Below are 16,601 nucleotides of genomic sequence, written 5' to 3' on the forward strand. Positions count from 1 at the left end.
AATTAGTGTTTTAACCCTCATATTAATATTAGGCTGACCCCGAGGTTTGGAGAAGCGAAATGGCTTATAGCGAAAAGGTAATTGATCATTACGAAAATCCACGTAATGTTGGTGTTTTAGACAAAAACTCTGAAAATGTTGGTACAGGTATGGTGGGTGCACCTGCATGTGGCGACGTGATGCGTTTACAGATCCAAGTAAATGACAGTGGCGTAATCGAAGAAGCACGTTTTAAAACTTACGGTTGTGGTTCTGCAATCGCATCAAGTTCTCTTGTAACTGAATGGTTAAAAGGCAAAACTCTTGATGAAGCTCAAGCAATCAAAAATATTGATATTGCGACTGAGTTAGCTCTTCCGCCAGTAAAAGTTCACTGCTCTGTTTTAGCTGAAGATGCGATTAAAGCTGCGATTGAAGATTATCGTAGTAAAAAGTCAAAAGCTTAATTTGTTACCATTATAAACGTTGGAGTTTTCATGATTCATTTAACTGAAAATGCTGCGACTCATATTAGCAATTACCTTAAAAACCGAGGTAAGGGTGAAGGCATTCGCGTTGGTGTGAAAACTTCTGGTTGTTCTGGGTTGGCTTATGTTCTCGAGTTTGTAGATGAAATCGATGAACATGATCAAACTTTCGAACAGTTCGGCGTTAAGGTTTTTGTAGATCCGAAAAGCCTAGTTTATTTAGAAGGCTTAGAAATGGACTATGTTAAAAATGGCCTTAATGAAGGGTTCGAATTTAACAATCCTAATAAAAAGGGTGAATGTGGTTGTGGTGAATCTTTCACTGTTTAATCCTCTCCTTTCCTTTTTCTCATTAAAACAGTGTCTATTAAGCACTGTTTTAATGTATTTAATTAACGCGGATCCCATTTCTAATGAATCATTTTGAGTTGTTCAATTTACCTGTGGCACTCGATATCGATTTGGCAAGCTTAAAATCAAATTTCTTGAGTTTGCAGCAACAATATCATCCAGATAAAGCCTCAGATAAAGATCAAGCATTGATCAAATCAAGTGAAATCAATCAAGCTTTTAAAACACTATCACAAGTAGATAGTCGTGCTGCTTATCTTTTAGCTCTTAAGAAGCAAGATCATCATCTTGATCAATCTATTAGTGATTTTGAATTTCTACAATCTGCTTTAGAACTTCGTGAACAACTTGACGAAGCGACAACAACTGAACATTTACGTACTTTAAAGCTAGAAGTACAACAATGGATTGATGGCCTGGTTCGTGAATTCAAAATTGATTACAGCGAAGAAGATTGGGCTGAAGCACGTGATACCGTACGTAAGTTACGTTTCTTTCAACGTGTTTTGAACGATATTGATAAAGCAGAAGATCAACTGTTAGATGAAGAAGACAGCTTTGATTTAGACGATGATTTTTAATTTTGCTTTTTCTACTTTATTTTCAAGGGATTTAACTCATGGCACTTTTGCAAATTGCTGAACCGGGTCAATCCAGTGCCCCACACCAACATCGCATTGCGATTGGTATTGACCTAGGAACAACACACTCACTAGTTGCGACAGTGTTATCAGGCAAACCTAAAGTACTCAATGATGTTCAAAATAGAAGATTACTTCCTTCTATCGTTCATTATGGGGACAATACAACTCATTATGGTGAAGAAGCTAAACCATTTATCATTGCAGATCCAAAAAATACAATTGTATCTGTTAAACGATTTATGGGTCGCTCAAAAGCAGATATTAAGTTTCAGCATCCATATGAATTAGTAGGCTCAGAAAACGAGATGCCTGCTTTTGAAACTCGTGCTGGACGTAAAACACCTGTAGAAATTTCAGCTGAAATTTTAAAACAATTAAAAGATCGTGCTGAAGACAGTCTACAAAATCCTGTTAATGGTGCTGTGATTACAGTTCCTGCTTACTTTGATGAAGCTCAACGTCAAGCAACTCGTGACGCCGCTCAACTTGCTGGTTTAAATGTATTACGTTTATTAAATGAACCTACAGCTGCCGCAGTTGCTTATGGATTGGATCAAGAAAGTAACTTAGAGACCGACCGTAACTATGTAATTTACGATTTGGGCGGTGGTACTTTTGATGTATCAATCTTGCGTTTTTCACAAGGCGTATTTGAAGTCTTAGCGACTGGTGGTCATACAGCTTTAGGTGGTGATGACTTAGACCGTCTAATTGTGAAATGGGCAAAAAAACAGCTTAGTATTGATGTATTAAGTAATGAAGACTATGCCGTATTTATAGTTGCAGCGCGTCAAGCTAAAGAACAATTATCTACTCAAGATTCAGTTGAATTAAAGCTGATTGATACAACTCTTACACTAGATCGCCCTACATTTGAAAGCATTATTCAAGTGGCTCTAGATAAAACCATTAGTGTTTGTAAGCGTGTATTACGCGATGCCAAGATTGAGTTAACTGACATTCAAAATGTTGTTTTGGTAGGTGGTTCTACCCGTTCTTATGCGGTTCAGAAAGCAGTCCGTGACGTTTTTAATCAAGAGCCTCTCTGCACAATCAACCCGGATGAAGTTGTGGCTATTGGTGCCTCGATTACGGCAAATCAGTTAATCGGCAATAGTCAAGATGGTTCACTTCTTTTAGATGTGACTCCTCTTTCTCTTGGATTAGAAACAATGGGTGGTTTAGTTGAACGCCTAATTTCTCGTAATACAGCTATTCCTGTAGCCCGTCGTCAAGAGTTTACAACTTATCAAGACGGTCAAACTGCCATGTTAATTCATGTAGTTCAGGGTGAACGTGATTTAGTTGAACATTGCCGCTCATTAGGCAGATTTGTGCTTCATGGTATTCCACCAATGACAGCAGGCCAAGCTCGTATTGAGGTCACTTTCCAAGTTGATGCAGATGGCTTACTCACTGTTTCTGCTCGTGAAACAACTTCTGGTGTACAAGCCTATATTGATATTAAGCCATCTTATGGTTTATCTGAAGCAGATACGGAACGCTTATTAATTGAAGGTTTTCAACATGCCGAAGAAGACAAAAATCTTCGTCACTTAAAGGAAACCAAAGTTGAAGCAGAACGTGAACTTGAGGCTCTAGAGCAAGCATTAAAAGTAGATGCAGATTTACTTGATGAAAACCAGCGTGAAGCTCTTAACTCTGCAAAAGAATCCTTGAAAGCTCAGCTTGAAGGCAGCGATATCCAAGCGATTGAGCAAGCAGTTCAACAGCTTAAAGTACATAGTGATGCGTTTGCAGCACTACGAATGAATCGACATATTGACCATGCCTTAAAAGGCACAAAACTCGACGATTGGTCAAAATCAAACTAAAAGGTATAGGTGATCAATATGCCACGTATTAAAGTACTTCCTCATGCTCAGATTTGTCCCGAAGGCGCAGAATTTGAGGTTGAACAAAATGCAAATCTTTGCCAGAGCCTGCTCAACAAAGGTATCAAAATCGAACACGCTTGTGACATGTCATGCGCATGTACAACTTGCCATGTCATTGTTCGCAAAGGTTTTGATAGCTTAGAAGAAATGAATGATGTTGAAGCCGATCTTTTAGACCGTGCTTGGGGCTTAGAGCCAGACTCTCGTCTTTCATGCCAAGTTAAAATCGTAGATGAAGATCTTGAAATCGAGATTCCGAAATACACAATTAACCATGCTTCAGAAAATCATTAAAATATAATAGTGAAAAAGCTGCTTCGGCAGCTTTTTTTTATTAATAAAATTTATATTTGGTTTTGCTTTTGATCAATATTTATCTGCTTAACTTCATCTTCAAGTTTAAGCTGGGCAACACCTTGAGTATTAATCAAAGTTTGTTGAACTTTAATACGCTGAATCATTTTTTCAAGCACTTCAACCAATTCTGGATATTCATAGTTCTGTACTTCCTCTAAGTTCAGGACTAAATGGAAACCTTTATATTCATAATCAAACCATTGCTGATGATCTGACTTGTTACCTGTATATTTTTCCATGACTTGCCATGTTTTTACTGCACCTTGAATACCTTTTAAATAAATAGGTGTTTTAGGTGCACATAGAAAATCACTTTTAATAAGTTGATAAGTATCATCAGAAATGAGTATCTCATCGATTTCAGCAGCATATTGTAAACGTGCCGCCAAATTTACATCACGACCCACAATCGTATAAGCCATACGATGTGTTGCCCCGTAGTTCCCAACGTGGCAATAACCCGTACTAATCCCCATACGGATATGCAAGGCTGAATATCCCATTTTCTTCCAGCGTTCACGCAACAACTTCATTTGCTGACGCATAGCAATTGCCATTTCTACACATGATTTGGCATCTTGCTCAACACCTTGGGAGTTCGGATCTCCAAAAAATATGAGAATCGCATCTCCCATAAATTTATCGACAGTCGCCTCGTATTGCTTGGCAATTTCAGTCATATGACTTAAATAGTCATTAAGCAAGAAAGCCAAATCATCTGGAATTAAGGTTTCGGATAACTCAGTAAAACCCTGAATATCAGAAAAGAATACTGTCATTTTCTTACGTTTATATTCAATTTTTGCCTCAGCCTCACCGCGCATAATAGATTGCCATAGCTGTAATGGAGCATAGCGGCTTAACTGATTAGCAAAAGCGATATAACGTGTCATTTGATCATAATAATGCTGACGTTGCTGACTAATTTTTTTGACCCAGCGATGTTGGTAGTAATTTCCAATGGTTATAAACATAACCAGACCAAGCAAAGTAATTACTGTAAGTTCTTGGCTAGTAGCTTCAAAATATGGATGGAAACCGAATAGGAAAAAAGTACTTAAATAAAAAATAATCGCACCAAGTAAGCTCGTTAAACAAATCACTGCAAACGAAATACGACTATTAATAGCTGAGTAAAATAAGGCAAAAACTGCAATAAATGTTGGAACAAGATTAAGGTGTACTCCCGCAAGAGTAACTGCCACCACAATCGTGTCTATCGCAAAAAAAACACTTTTTTGTGTTTTCTTATCAAATTGATACTGTAACCAATGTTCTAATTTAGAACTGATAAAAAGTAAAAAAAGAAAAAAAGGAGGAATATAGATTTGATAATTAGTATTTGGTGAGGTAAAAGCATAGATCACTAAAATCAATGACAGAATTGAATACCCCATCAAACGATGAAAATATGCAAACTGTTTAGGTTCTCGATCTATAAACCTCTCTAATTGCACCCTATCCTCCACATTTCAATGTAGCCACACTGAGATGTGGCATTACATTGATTAATCCATGCGCCAATCAAAAGGCATATCACCTTGACCACGTAAAGCAAGCATAAGGGTCTGACGCATGTGAGCTAAAACATCACTTGTGTATGGAACCGCTGGTGTACCCCACACAGGTTTAGGCCAAGCTACGTCATTTTGATAGCGGACAACATGGTGGAAATGTAATTGAGGTACCATATTACCTAGAGCTGCAACATTCATTTTGTCAGCACGAAAAACGCGAGCTAACTGGCTAGATAACCAGCTTGATTCACGTAAGAATTGTTCTTGGTCAGCTTGGCTCAATTCGTATAATTCCGTGATTCCTGGTACACGTGGTACTAAAATCAACCAAGGAAATTGCATATCATTCATTAAACGACATGTTGAAAGCGGAAAATCGCCTACAAAAAAAGTATCTTGAGCAAGTTGTGGATGCAAACTAAACATATCTTTTATAAATGACAATAAACAATAATGGCTAATACTATCACATCAGTTTTGATGTGAATATTATTAGTAGCCTGTTTGCTTACAAATAATAATGATTTTATGCACTTATTCATATCTCAAGGTATAAATAGCGCATAAGTTTCAATTGTAGCAATACAAATGTCTTACTCAGTTATCGTTTATAAAAAAACATATCTCAGACATGTAGTTCACTCATCAATTTTTGTAGTAGATCATTGATAAATTGAATCCGTTTTTCATACTCTTCGAGTTGAACCATTACCTTTAAACGTTGGCCCCCTTCCATACGATAATAGGTCGGATTCTTTTGCATCAATTGAATAATACTAATGGCTTGAACTGGGGTATCAGGTGAAAATTCAACATGTCCACCCTGAGTATTAATATCAATTTTTGTAATACCCAAATGTTCTGCTTTTAAGCGGATCTGATGCACACTAAACAAGTGTTTAACTGACTGTGGAGGTACACCAAAACGGTCTATCAGCTCCATTCGGATATTATCTAATTTTTCCTGAGTATCTGTACTACTAATACGCTTATAGAATAATAATCTTTGATGAACATCGCCTAAGTAATCATCAGGGATAAGCGCAGGAATATGTAAATTAATTTCAGCAGTTAACGACAATGGTGCATCAAAATTCGGCGTTTTACCTTGTTGAATTGCTTTGGTCGCTTTCTCAAGCATTTCCATATACAAGCTATATCCTATCGCTTGCATTGAACCACTTTGTTGCTCACCCAATAACTCACCAGCACCACGAATTTCTAAATCTTCAGTAGCAAGCATGAAACCTGCACCCAATGTAGAAGCTCGTTGAATTGCATCAAGGCGTTTTTCAGCATCACCTTTCAAATGTTTGATTGAAGGTACCAATAAATAAGCATAAGCCTGATGATGTGAACGACCCACGCGCCCACGTAGTTGGTGTAATTGTGCTAAACCAAGCTTATCTGCACGTTCAATTATGATTGTATTGGCATTTGGAACATCAATACCCGTTTCAATAATAGTTGAACATACCAGTACATTATATTCTTTGTGATAGAACTGCTGCATGACTTGCTCAAGCTCACGTTCACGCATTTGTCCATGTGCCACAGCTACGCGTGCTTCAGGTACAAGAACACGGATATTTTCAGCAGCTCGTTCAATGGTATCTACTTCATTATGCAAGAAGTAAACTTGTCCACCACGTAATAACTCACGCAAAACTGCTTCTTTAATCGAGGCATCTGTATGCTCTTGTACGAAGGTTTTCACTGCTAAACGACGTGCAGGCGGAGTTGCAATAATTGACAAATCACGCATACCAGAGAAAGCCATATTAAGCGTACGAGGAATTGGTGTTGCTGTAAGAGTCAACATATCAACATCGGCACGTAAAGCTTTAATTCGCTCTTTATCGCGTACACCAAAGCGATGTTCTTCGTCTACAACCATTAGACCTAAATCTTTAAACTGAACATTTTCTTGTAATAGCTTATGTGTACCTATCACAATATCGACTTTACCATCAGCCAAGTCTTCAATATTTTTCACATGAGTTTTGTTTGAGCCAAATCGTGATAATACTTCAATACGAACAGGCCAATCAGCAAAACGATCTTTAAAAGACTCATAATGCTGTTGGGCAAGCAAAGTTGTAGGAACTAAAACTGCAACTTGTTTACCATTTTGCACTGCAACAAACGCTGCACGCATGGCAACTTCGGTTTTACCAAAACCTACATCACCACACACCAATCTATCCATTGGTTTTGCTTGTTGCATATCGTACAGTGTGGCTTCAATTGCATTGGCCTGATCAAGCGTTTCTTCGTACGCAAAGCCGCTTGCAAATTGCATATAAAGCGACTGATCTAATTCAAAAGCAAAGCCAGGTTTTGATTGACGACGTGCCTGTATATGTAAAAGTTCGGCTGCAACATCATGAATTTGTTCTAAAGCCTTACGTTTTGCCTTACTCCAAGCATCTGTACCAATTTTATGTAGTGGTGCTAAATCTGGGTCACCACCACTATAACGGCTAATCAGATGCAAGTTGGTTACTGGAACATAAACTTTGGCATCTTCAGCATAATCGAGTTGCAAGAACTCATAGTCTTGCCCTTCGATAGCAAGTGTAATTAAACCAGCATAACGCCCTACACCATGATCAATATGTACAACAGGTGCACCAACACTAAGCTCAGTTAAGCTTCGAATCAGAAATTCTTCAGAAACTTCCTGTTGTCGCTTACGACGACGCTGTACAACTCGGTGTTCGTAAAGCTGATTTTCTGAAATAACTGTTAATTGATCAGTTATAAGTAAGCCACGGTCTAAAGGTGCATTGGTAATCGCAATTGCAAATTGGCTGGTTTTGAATTGCTCAAAATTTTCTACATTCGGAATTTCACCTAAACTTGAACGCAATGCATCTTTTAAACTTTCTCGGCGTCCCGCACTTTCCGCAACTAATAGAACAGGATGGTTTGCTTCATCAATATATTTTTTTACAGCTGCAAATGGTTTTTCTTTTTTTGGATCGACCGGTAATTTAGGTGGTTGTTCAGTTTTAAGGTTAAGTGCACCAGCTTTTTCTTCAATAGTTTCTGCACTCACAAGCATGCGCGGAAACTGATTTAAAGCACTCAACAAATGATTTGGAGAAATAAATAACTCTTCAGGAGCAAGAATAGGTTGATCAATATTATGACGTCGATCTTCATAACGACGCATAACTTCTTTCCAGAAGTTAGTTAAATCGGTATCAACATCATTGGTTGTAATTACAATGCAATTCTTTGGCAAGTACGTTGTAAACATACTTTGCGATTGCATTTGTTCTTTATCAAAAAATAAAGGTAAATAAAACTCAATCCCAGGAGATGCTATACCATCTAAAACATCTTGATAAATTGGATTTTTCTTAGGGTTTGCTGTCGGGAAAAACTCAGAATAACGATCTCTAAAAACTGACCGTGCTTCTTTTAATGGAAATTCCTTAGCAGGTAAAACTGTAAAACTTTTTAGCGTTGTAGTTGTTCTTTGGGTTTCAGGATCAAAGAATTTTAAAGAATCAATTTCATCATCAAATAGGTCTATACGAATAGGAGCTTCTTGCCCAGATGCAAAAATATCCATAATACTGCCACGTACCGCAAATTCCCCATGATCATATACTGTATCTACTAAGTGGTAGCCAGCCTGAACCAATCTTAATTTTTGCTGTTCTAAATCAAATTTTTGTCCCACTTTTATATCAAAGTGTTTACCTAAAACCCATGAATAAGGTGCAACGCGTTGAGCCAAAGTACTTGCTGAGATGAGTAATACGCCTTGATGCGGCATATTCGATAAAATCGCAAGACGTTCTGAGACAATATCCTGATGCGGTGATAAACGATCATAAGGCAAAATTTCCCAATCAGGGAAAATTGTCGGTTTTATCCCATAAAACTCAAGTTCACTTTCTAATTGTGCAACATGTTGGTTATTTCGAGCGACTAAAACTAATAAAGAAGAATGCTGAGTCGCAATTTCTTTAAGCAATAAAGCGGCTGATGAACCTAATAATGACCCCACCCAACGCTTTTCACCGGCCTTGAGCTGTTGCAAATTCAATTGAGAGATTTCTTGTTGAAACATGTATATGGCTTTTATGAGCTAAAAAGATATGAGGTTAATAGTAGCATGATGTTTTTATTGAATTGAGTTATTTTTCTGAAATCAGGCTACTACTTTACGATACTTTTTTATAGTTCTTAAAACAAATGTTTGAACTTATTTATCACGTAGAAACATCACATAATATTGGTTCAATATTTGTATGATTGCTTTAAGTTCAAGTAACTTTTCTTGAGTATTACCCAATCTTTCAACATAGCGTTGGCTTGCAATCTCTAAGTCGATTTTCTCATTAATTTGTGGCGTAATTTGAAATAACTTACGTAAATCATCAAAGTTCTGTAATTTACGATTTGAAAAATATTCAAGATGCTCTGACCATTTCTCGTTAATGACAATATTTTTAATTAAGGGTCCACGCTCAGAATCAAAACTAAGTTGATTCTCTTGTAAATATTTTTGCTCTGGTGACTCTTTCGAGCCTTGAAAAAGCTGGCTTAACTTTTTAAACATTTCATCACATCATATTAGTTTCAATGTAAATAATGGAGGCCACCTATTCACCTCCATCACTTATGCTTAATTAATTTCTAGCGACTATTCGTCACCCAAATCATCTAGGAAATCTACAGTCGGTACAAAAAATAAAGTACCAGTTTGCGCAGTACTAAAGTCAAGTAAACGGTCAAGATGACCTTGTTCATTTCCTAGGAACATATTTTCAAGCATTTGGCGTGTTGTACTAAATTTACGCGAATAACCAATAAAAAAAGTACCGTATTCATTTTTTGAAGGATTCGAGAAAGGCATATTGGCACGCATAATTTTTAGTTCATTGCCCTCTGCATCATGCGCTTTACTTACCACATTATGAGCTGTTAAAGGCTTTTCATCATCACCAAGTTCAACATCATTAAACTTCTTGCGTCCAATCACTTTTTCTTGTTCTGCATCGCTTAAAGCACGCCATTTTTCCATGTCATGAGTATATTTTTGAATAAATGCATAACTTCCCCCGATAAACTCAGGATCTTCACTACCCACTAGCGCCCACTGCGCAGCAATGACAGGTTCAGGGTTTTCTGTCCCATCTACAAAGCCAATAATCGCTCGACCATCGAAATAACGGAAACCATGTACTTCATCGATTGGGTAAGTCACTTTTCCCAACTGTTCATTGATTATGCTTCCCAATTCATAGCAGAGAGCTTGTCGATCAGCACGAATATGAAAGAATAAATCACCTGGTGTTGAAACAGCTGTGTACTTTGGGCCTTTTATTTCTTGGAATGTTTCTAATTCTTGAGGCTTTGCTTGCTCTGGAAATAAAACATCCCATGCATTTGAGCTAAAACCGAATGTGGCATTAAATTTACTTTCTGGATAACGATTAGACAAACTTCGAGTTAACGCTGAAAAATTAGCAGCAAAATCTTTTACTTTTTCTACAACAGAATCACCTTGAGCTAACCCCAATACAATAAATAATGCATTTTCCCCAGGATGACTTGTTACTGGCTGAATTCTCATACATTCCATAAAAACAGGCCTTATTTTTCACAATTTACGGTAGTAATTTAGCATACTCATTTTTTTATCGTACGATTTCTTATTCTTTTTATGTCTTGAAAGAGACTGAATTTCTCCAATCTCTTTTAAATTTTTTTAATTTATCTTAACTACCATATTGTTGTTTTAAATATTTTACAATTTGAGCAGATTCAAACATTTTAACCCCTGTATTTGGGTCAACCAGATAAGGTACTTGCATTTTACCTTGCATAATCGGCAACAACTTTTCTCTTTTCCCATCTTTTAAAGGTACATATTTACCCGGTTTTAAGCGAAGAATAGCAGGTCCCATATCTTGCCATCTTTCTTTTGCAACATTATGCAAAATATAAGGAATTTCAAGTTCACATAACAAACCTCTTACTACTCTTGAATATGGGCTTGCTTCAAAACTCCATAGTTCAAGTTTTTGCTCAGGTGCAACTCTATTTACTATTTTTTTATTAATCCAGACTCCACGTGCACCATTCAATAACGTTCCTGCAAATGCCAGATATGGCATTTTGGGATAATTTGAAAATTTCTGAGGTGTTTGTCCTGTCTTTCCATAATGTTTAAATAAGTGATGAATAATATCTTGTGATTCGTATAGCTTATCGCCTGTATTTTCATCAATAAAAAAAGGAAACTGTAATTTACCGCCTATTTGTTTTACAACTGAACGATACTTTGTTCCCCCTTTAGGGCACGGATAAATTTCAACATCCAAATTCAAAAGTGTAATCACTTCACGAACACGACGACAAAATGGTGAACCCTCAAATTCATAGAGTTTTAACGCTTTAACAGGTTGATTAGGAAATGCTGTACCTGTAACCCCTCTACCACCCTCAGCAATTGCAGATGCTACTGCTTGCAGTACTTTAATTTGATGATTCACCATGTCATGTTCCTTTATATTGTGGAGCTAAACTAATTTTTCCTTAGCAATCACAATTCCATTGTTATCTGCATAAATGAAATCTCCAGATTGAATTGTGACTCCACCAAAATACAAAGGAATACCTACTTCACCAATGCCCTTACGATTACTTTTTTGTGGAATTGCTGCCAATGCATGTACACCTAAATCCAGAGTTGCAAGTGCATCAACATCTCGGACGCAGCCGTAAATAATCACGCCATTCCAGTTATTTTTAACTGCCGACTCAGCAATCATATCTCCCATAAGTGCACAGCGCATTGAAGCACCACCATCCACAACCAACACCTTCCCTGTACCATCTGTTGCTAATAACTCTTTTACACGTGAGTTATCTTCAAAGCACTTTACAGTTACAACTTGTCCACCAAAGGTTTGACGCGCACCATAACTTTTAAAGAACTTACCATCCATTGAGGGTATGACCACTTGTAAATCTTTTTCTGGGTTATCATCCAATAAATCACATGTCACAAATGGTACTGTAGACACTTTTATTCTCCCTTATCGAGTTTGCTGTATGCTCAGATTATCATATCGCTTAAATGCTTCAATTTGCGCTAGCGCCGCTACGACCATGGTATGAGCCAATTGCTCAGCAGTAACGGGTTTATATTTGAATGGTTTATGCCATTTATTTTCAATGAATTTAAATAGGCTTTGTCCTAAATCTTCAATAAAACGCACATCGCTACGTTTACCAATTAATAAAGATGGTTGGAAAATCGATAATTTTTCAATATCTAAACTTTGAATATAGTCTTCGAGTTGTCCTTTTACTTTATTGTAAAAAACTGGTGAATTAGCATTTGCTCCAAGCGCACTCACAATTAAGAAATGAATATGTTTATCTTGGATCAAGTCGGCAAAATGAGCATTTATTTCATAGTCAACAGCATAAAAGGCTTTCTTTGAACCTGCTATTTTTAGAGTTGTACCTAAGCAGCTAAATGCATGAGTATGATCATTTACGTCTTCGTCATTAAGTAATAAAAAATCCTCTATGACTAGTTGAGTAACTTTTTTATATGTATTAAGTAGTTGCGATTCTTTTCTAACAACAACCGTAATTGCTTCAAATTCTGGTGTTTGCTCAAGCTGCTCTACAAGAGCTAAACCAACAAGTCCTGTAGCACCTACTACAATTGCTTTTTTCTTGCTTATAGTCATTTTTTATCCAACCTTCTTTAAGTTTGTTTCAAATTTAACCTTTTCTTACGCTTTTAGCAGCCCCTAAAACGGCTTAAAATGCTCGCAAGGCTTGACTTCACGGTGTTGATTCATCACAATATGGCACTTGTTTACGGGCTGGTGATGGTTACACCAGTTTACTGGATTGACCACAGCCCGCCCAGACCAACTTATTTTCAAGGAGTGCAAGAGTGGCAAACTCTGCTCAAGCTAAAAAACGTGCGCGTCAAAACGTTACAGCGCGTAAACACAACGCAAGCTTGCGTTCTATGGTTCGTACTTACATCAAACGTACTTTAAGTGCAATCGCTGGTGGTGATTATGCAGTTGCTACAGAAGCTTACAAAAAAGCTGTTCCTGTAATCGACCGCATGGCTGATAAAGGCATCATCCACAAAAATAAAGCTGCTCGTCATAAGAGCCGTTTAAATGCTCAAGTTAAAGCGTTAGCTAACTAATTTGAAGCATGTAAAAAAAGCCCAATAGGGCTTTTTTTATTATCTATATTTTTTGCTTTTACTGTTCATTATGAAATTTTGATACGTCCAACTCGTAAGCCTTGCCTCTCCAAATCCACTTTAATTTACAGTTGGGAAATTCATCCCCTTCAAACCATACAAACAAACCTTCCATCATTGCAGGCCAATCTGCCTTTTGTATCTGATTATTACCCGAAATTACAGCAACAATCGCAGCAATGATTGTGTCATGACTAACAGCTAAACTTAACCCACTTTTCGTTTTAGGATGAGTCTGATAAATCAGCTCCAACACGTCTAAAACACCCGTAATGGGATGTTTCATACCAGGTAATGCGTTATTCACAAAACTATTAATAAAGCCTAAAGCCCCTTGTTTACGAAAATAAGGGGCGGCTTGTTGAATATCGAGTACAAAGCTTCCCGGTTCTACCAATAGACCTTGTTCAACTATTTCAATTGTATGCGTATTAGGTTCAGGGCTTACACCATCTGCACCTTCAATCATAAGCGCAGCAGTATCTACACAACGTTGGATTGGACTAGATATACAATGTTGAATCACTCGGTCCGTATTTTTAATTAAATAGCTTCCCCATGCTTGCGCTAGCTCACGCCCTTGAGGAGTAAGTTGCAAATCGTATCCTGCTAAACCTTGCCCATCGACCAACTCTCTTAGCGAGTGCCGTGTAAAAAGGGTTACAGGGGTTGAAGCATCTGGCAATAAATCAATTGCTTCAAACATGCTTTTAGGCAATAAATCGAGTGCCATTTTATCGTGTCATCTTTTTTCAATACTTTGTCACTATAACATGTCTGGCATAACTCTCAATCCAAAACACCCGATTGAGCCAAAGCTTCAAATGCTATTTTTTTGCTTTCCTGATCACGAAATGCGATAAAGCCCCCGTTTAATACAGTATCACGCTGGTTATATTCAAAGGGTTTACCTTTTAAGGTGAGTAACCCCCCACCTATACTCTCTAATAATCCCTGACCTGAGCTGGTATCCCATTCAGAGGTAGGATGAAATCTAGGGTAAATATCAATCTCACCTTCTAACATCATGCAAAACTTATAAGCACTGCCCGCTTCACGTCGAATTACGGTACGGTTTTTTTCAATCGGTTCAATAAATTTATGATATTTCGGATTTTTACTACTGTGGCTTAAACCAATTTGTACAGGTGCTTGAGTTGAATACGGCTCTTTTTGATATTGGTACCATTGTTGTTGGCTAAAGCTATATTTAAAAGGCAACTCTTTTAAATAACCCAAATAAACAACCTGCTCACAAGGTACAACGATTACAGAGAAGATAGTTTCACGCCCTTCAATCAAACTCAAGTTTATCGTGAACTCATCCCGCTCGTGTATGAACTCTTTGGTACCATCAAGCGGATCTAACATCCAGCAAGAAAACCAGTCATGGCGAGCGCTATAGTCACTTTCTTCTGATAAGACAGGTAACTCTGGTGTAATTTCTGCAAGATGTTTTAATAAAAATTGATTTACTTTTAAATCTGCTTGAGTCACGGGTGAATCATCATGTTTTTCTTGAATATTAAACTCACATCCTGCTGAATAGTTTTGATATTCTTGTAATAAAATCTGACTAGCCTCTTCCAAGATTGGTAGCAGCTGTTCAATTAAGGCATCATTGGGGCGTGTTGTTGTTATAAACATAAATAAACTCTATTTTCTTTCCTTTTTATTATAAGTGAATTATGACAAATTCAGTATTCAACAAGAGTCTAGTATCCTTAAAAATACATTCTTTTTAATTGAATCATTACAATTTTTTCATAAGCTTTGCTTCAAATTTTGAATCAGTAAAGTACTTATATACAAAAGAAAACAACATTAATTTTTGTATATAAATACTATTGTAACTTATGAAAAATAAACAACTTAACATAAATTCAAACATTTCATTTTCAAGCATTTCTTGTTATGTTCAATAGCACAATAACAAAACGGAAGACTAAAATATGATGCTATATGGATATCATTTCTCAACAATTGAAAATAACTGGGAAGACTTAACCCCATTAAACGAGTTTTTACAAACATTTGCAGACGATGATGGTGATGTGTCTCAAAGAGACAAAGAATCACTTAAAGAAATTATTGCTAAGTCAGATACCGCTTTGGCTTTGGCTAAAGAAATGGGTTGGGACGGTAGCTATACAGGTTGCCCTTATTTATTTTGGTTACCAAGTAAAAATACGCAATCATTTGAATATGGCTTTGTATTTAAACAAACCTCAGATAACTCAACTTTTGTAATTTCACCAATTGAATTGGCTTATCTAGCACATGATGATCAGGTACAAACTTTAAGTAAGAATATTGACTAACTATAAAGGGTTATTGACTTAACAATTAAGCCAATAACCTAGCCCCACTATTGCTATTCAAACATACTTAATTGAGGTGTAGGTTTTATAATTTTCTCTTTGGGAACATGTAAACATTCAAACTCCTCAACAGGAAAACCTTCAACAAAACTCGAAATATCTGGTGTTTCTAAACTTAACCATTCATCTAAACGGTCATGTGGAATCACAATGACTGATCTTTTGACATCGCCCGGTTCGTGAAAGTCTTTCATCATAGGATGGTCTATGGCGTCCATGGTTAACATACTTGCAGAACGGACAATCGTTTCATTTATTTTGCAAATTTCATAAATTGCTGCAATGAAAAAAGCCTGCCCATCTTTACGGCGTACAGCCCATCGTTCAGGTTTATCATTTATATATTTACTTTCATAAAACTCGGTTACAGGGATCACACCAAACTTACATTTAAGAGCAGCTTCTTGAAAACTCGGTTTTTGGAAAATTGTTTCGTGACGCGCATTATAAGTATGTTTTGCTATGTTTGTATCTTCCGCCCATTTGGGAACTAATCCAAACATGACTTCACGCCATTCAAGACCTTGCGGTGATTTGAATAATAGCGGCGTTGTGCCAGCAGGATAAACCTCATCGACATAGCTAAAGCTGACTACAGGCAACTGAAGTTGCTGTAATTGGGCAAGTGTTAAAGGTTTAAAGTTGGCACACATAGCAAGAATAAAACACTATACTGTTACTTCTCTTATTTTATAAGCATTTACCACGTAAACCAAA

General features: G+C 37.0%; 18 protein-coding genes. 7 read left to right on the forward strand and 11 right to left on the reverse strand.

Features of this window, described 5'->3' with window-relative positions; all coding sequences use genetic code 11:
• Nucleotides 1-59: 59 nt before the first annotated feature.
• From iscU to fdx, 5 genes are all read left to right on the forward strand, one after another.
• Nucleotides 60-446 (forward strand): Fe-S cluster assembly scaffold IscU, encoded by a 387-nt coding sequence (iscU, locus tag ABFY81_RS02250; RefSeq protein WP_002049835.1) that lies wholly within the window; start codon nucleotides 60-62, stop codon nucleotides 444-446.
• A 30-nt stretch (nucleotides 447-476) separates the two neighbouring features.
• Nucleotides 477-797 carry an iron-sulfur cluster assembly protein IscA gene (gene iscA / locus ABFY81_RS02255; RefSeq protein ID WP_004701917.1) on the forward strand — a complete coding sequence of 107 codons (321 nt, stop codon included), beginning with the start codon at nucleotides 477-479 and terminating at the stop codon, nucleotides 795-797.
• Nucleotides 798-880: 83 nt separating this feature from the next.
• The gene (gene hscB / locus ABFY81_RS02260; protein WP_004701919.1) at nucleotides 881-1,399 is read left to right on the forward strand and encodes a Fe-S protein assembly co-chaperone HscB; all 519 of its coding nucleotides are present in this window, start codon (nucleotides 881-883) and stop codon (nucleotides 1,397-1,399) included.
• Nucleotides 1,400-1,437: 38 nt separating this feature from the next.
• Nucleotides 1,438-3,297, forward strand: coding sequence for a Fe-S protein assembly chaperone HscA (gene hscA / locus ABFY81_RS02265; protein ID WP_347912942.1), 1,860 nt, complete (start codon nucleotides 1,438-1,440; stop codon nucleotides 3,295-3,297).
• Nucleotides 3,298-3,315: 18 nt separating this feature from the next.
• Complete coding sequence (gene fdx / locus ABFY81_RS02270; protein WP_002049779.1) at nucleotides 3,316-3,654, forward strand: ISC system 2Fe-2S type ferredoxin; 339 nt, start codon at nucleotides 3,316-3,318, stop codon at nucleotides 3,652-3,654.
• 50 nt (nucleotides 3,655-3,704) lie between these two features.
• Here fdx and ABFY81_RS02275 read toward each other — a convergent pair whose 3' ends face one another.
• The 8 genes from ABFY81_RS02275 to ABFY81_RS02310 all read right to left on the reverse strand — a co-directional run bounded on the left by ABFY81_RS02275 (nucleotide 3,705) and on the right by ABFY81_RS02310 (nucleotide 12,964).
• Nucleotides 3,705-5,174 carry an adenylate/guanylate cyclase domain-containing protein gene (locus tag ABFY81_RS02275; RefSeq protein WP_019459027.1) on the reverse strand — a complete coding sequence of 490 codons (1,470 nt, stop codon included), beginning with the start codon at nucleotides 5,172-5,174 and terminating at the stop codon, nucleotides 3,705-3,707.
• Nucleotides 5,175-5,225: 51 nt separating this feature from the next.
• Nucleotides 5,226-5,660, reverse strand: a complete 435-nt coding sequence (locus ABFY81_RS02280; RefSeq protein WP_004701924.1) for an HIT domain-containing protein — start codon at nucleotides 5,658-5,660, stop codon at nucleotides 5,226-5,228.
• A 199-nt stretch (nucleotides 5,661-5,859) separates the two neighbouring features.
• Nucleotides 5,860-9,321: a transcription-repair coupling factor gene (gene mfd / locus ABFY81_RS02285; protein WP_347912943.1), complete on the reverse strand. Its 3,462-nt coding sequence runs from the start codon at nucleotides 9,319-9,321 to the stop codon at nucleotides 5,860-5,862.
• 135 nt (nucleotides 9,322-9,456) lie between these two features.
• Nucleotides 9,457-9,813 carry a hypothetical protein gene (locus ABFY81_RS02290; RefSeq protein WP_216133687.1) on the reverse strand — a complete coding sequence of 119 codons (357 nt, stop codon included), beginning with the start codon at nucleotides 9,811-9,813 and terminating at the stop codon, nucleotides 9,457-9,459.
• Between the two features lie 84 nt (nucleotides 9,814-9,897).
• A complete protein-coding gene (locus tag ABFY81_RS02295) occupies nucleotides 9,898-10,830 on the reverse strand; it encodes a Dyp-type peroxidase (RefSeq protein ID WP_086497280.1) in 933 nt (310 codons plus the stop codon).
• Nucleotides 10,831-10,975: 145 nt separating this feature from the next.
• Nucleotides 10,976-11,755 (reverse strand): glutathione S-transferase N-terminal domain-containing protein, encoded by a 780-nt coding sequence (locus ABFY81_RS02300; protein WP_086497279.1) that lies wholly within the window; start codon nucleotides 11,753-11,755, stop codon nucleotides 10,976-10,978.
• Between the two features lie 24 nt (nucleotides 11,756-11,779).
• Nucleotides 11,780-12,286, reverse strand: coding sequence for a ribonuclease E activity regulator RraA (gene rraA, locus ABFY81_RS02305; RefSeq protein ID WP_347912944.1), 507 nt, complete (start codon nucleotides 12,284-12,286; stop codon nucleotides 11,780-11,782).
• A gap of 12 nt (nucleotides 12,287-12,298) precedes the next feature.
• Complete coding sequence (locus tag ABFY81_RS02310; protein ID WP_347912945.1) at nucleotides 12,299-12,964, reverse strand: NAD(P)H-binding protein; 666 nt, start codon at nucleotides 12,962-12,964, stop codon at nucleotides 12,299-12,301.
• A 212-nt stretch (nucleotides 12,965-13,176) separates the two neighbouring features.
• Here ABFY81_RS02310 and rpsT point away from each other — a divergent pair, with 212 nt between their 5' ends.
• Complete coding sequence (gene rpsT, locus ABFY81_RS02315; protein ID WP_002117906.1) at nucleotides 13,177-13,443, forward strand: 30S ribosomal protein S20; 267 nt, start codon at nucleotides 13,177-13,179, stop codon at nucleotides 13,441-13,443.
• Nucleotides 13,444-13,501: 58 nt separating this feature from the next.
• On the opposite strand, the gene ABFY81_RS02320 is transcribed toward rpsT, so the two are convergent.
• Entirely contained in the window at nucleotides 13,502-14,236 is a 735-nt protein-coding gene (locus tag ABFY81_RS02320) for a phosphoglycerate mutase family protein (protein ID WP_049065819.1), read from the reverse strand.
• Nucleotides 14,237-14,292: 56 nt separating this feature from the next.
• Nucleotides 14,293-15,150, reverse strand: a complete 858-nt coding sequence (locus ABFY81_RS02325; protein ID WP_347912947.1) for a 3'(2'),5'-bisphosphate nucleotidase CysQ — start codon at nucleotides 15,148-15,150, stop codon at nucleotides 14,293-14,295.
• A 305-nt stretch (nucleotides 15,151-15,455) separates the two neighbouring features.
• Here ABFY81_RS02325 and ABFY81_RS02330 point away from each other — a divergent pair, with 305 nt between their 5' ends.
• Complete coding sequence (locus ABFY81_RS02330; protein ID WP_039251368.1) at nucleotides 15,456-15,824, forward strand: hypothetical protein; 369 nt, start codon at nucleotides 15,456-15,458, stop codon at nucleotides 15,822-15,824.
• A gap of 53 nt (nucleotides 15,825-15,877) precedes the next feature.
• On the opposite strand, the gene ABFY81_RS02335 is transcribed toward ABFY81_RS02330, so the two are convergent.
• Nucleotides 15,878-16,537: an SOS response-associated peptidase family protein gene (locus tag ABFY81_RS02335; RefSeq protein WP_240287065.1), complete on the reverse strand. Its 660-nt coding sequence runs from the start codon at nucleotides 16,535-16,537 to the stop codon at nucleotides 15,878-15,880.
• Nucleotides 16,538-16,601 lie beyond the last annotated feature (64 nt).

It is taken from the genome of Acinetobacter sp. WA-87 (assembly GCF_039938935.1).
In the GTDB taxonomy this organism is placed as follows: domain Bacteria; phylum Pseudomonadota; class Gammaproteobacteria; order Pseudomonadales; family Moraxellaceae; genus Acinetobacter; species Acinetobacter seifertii.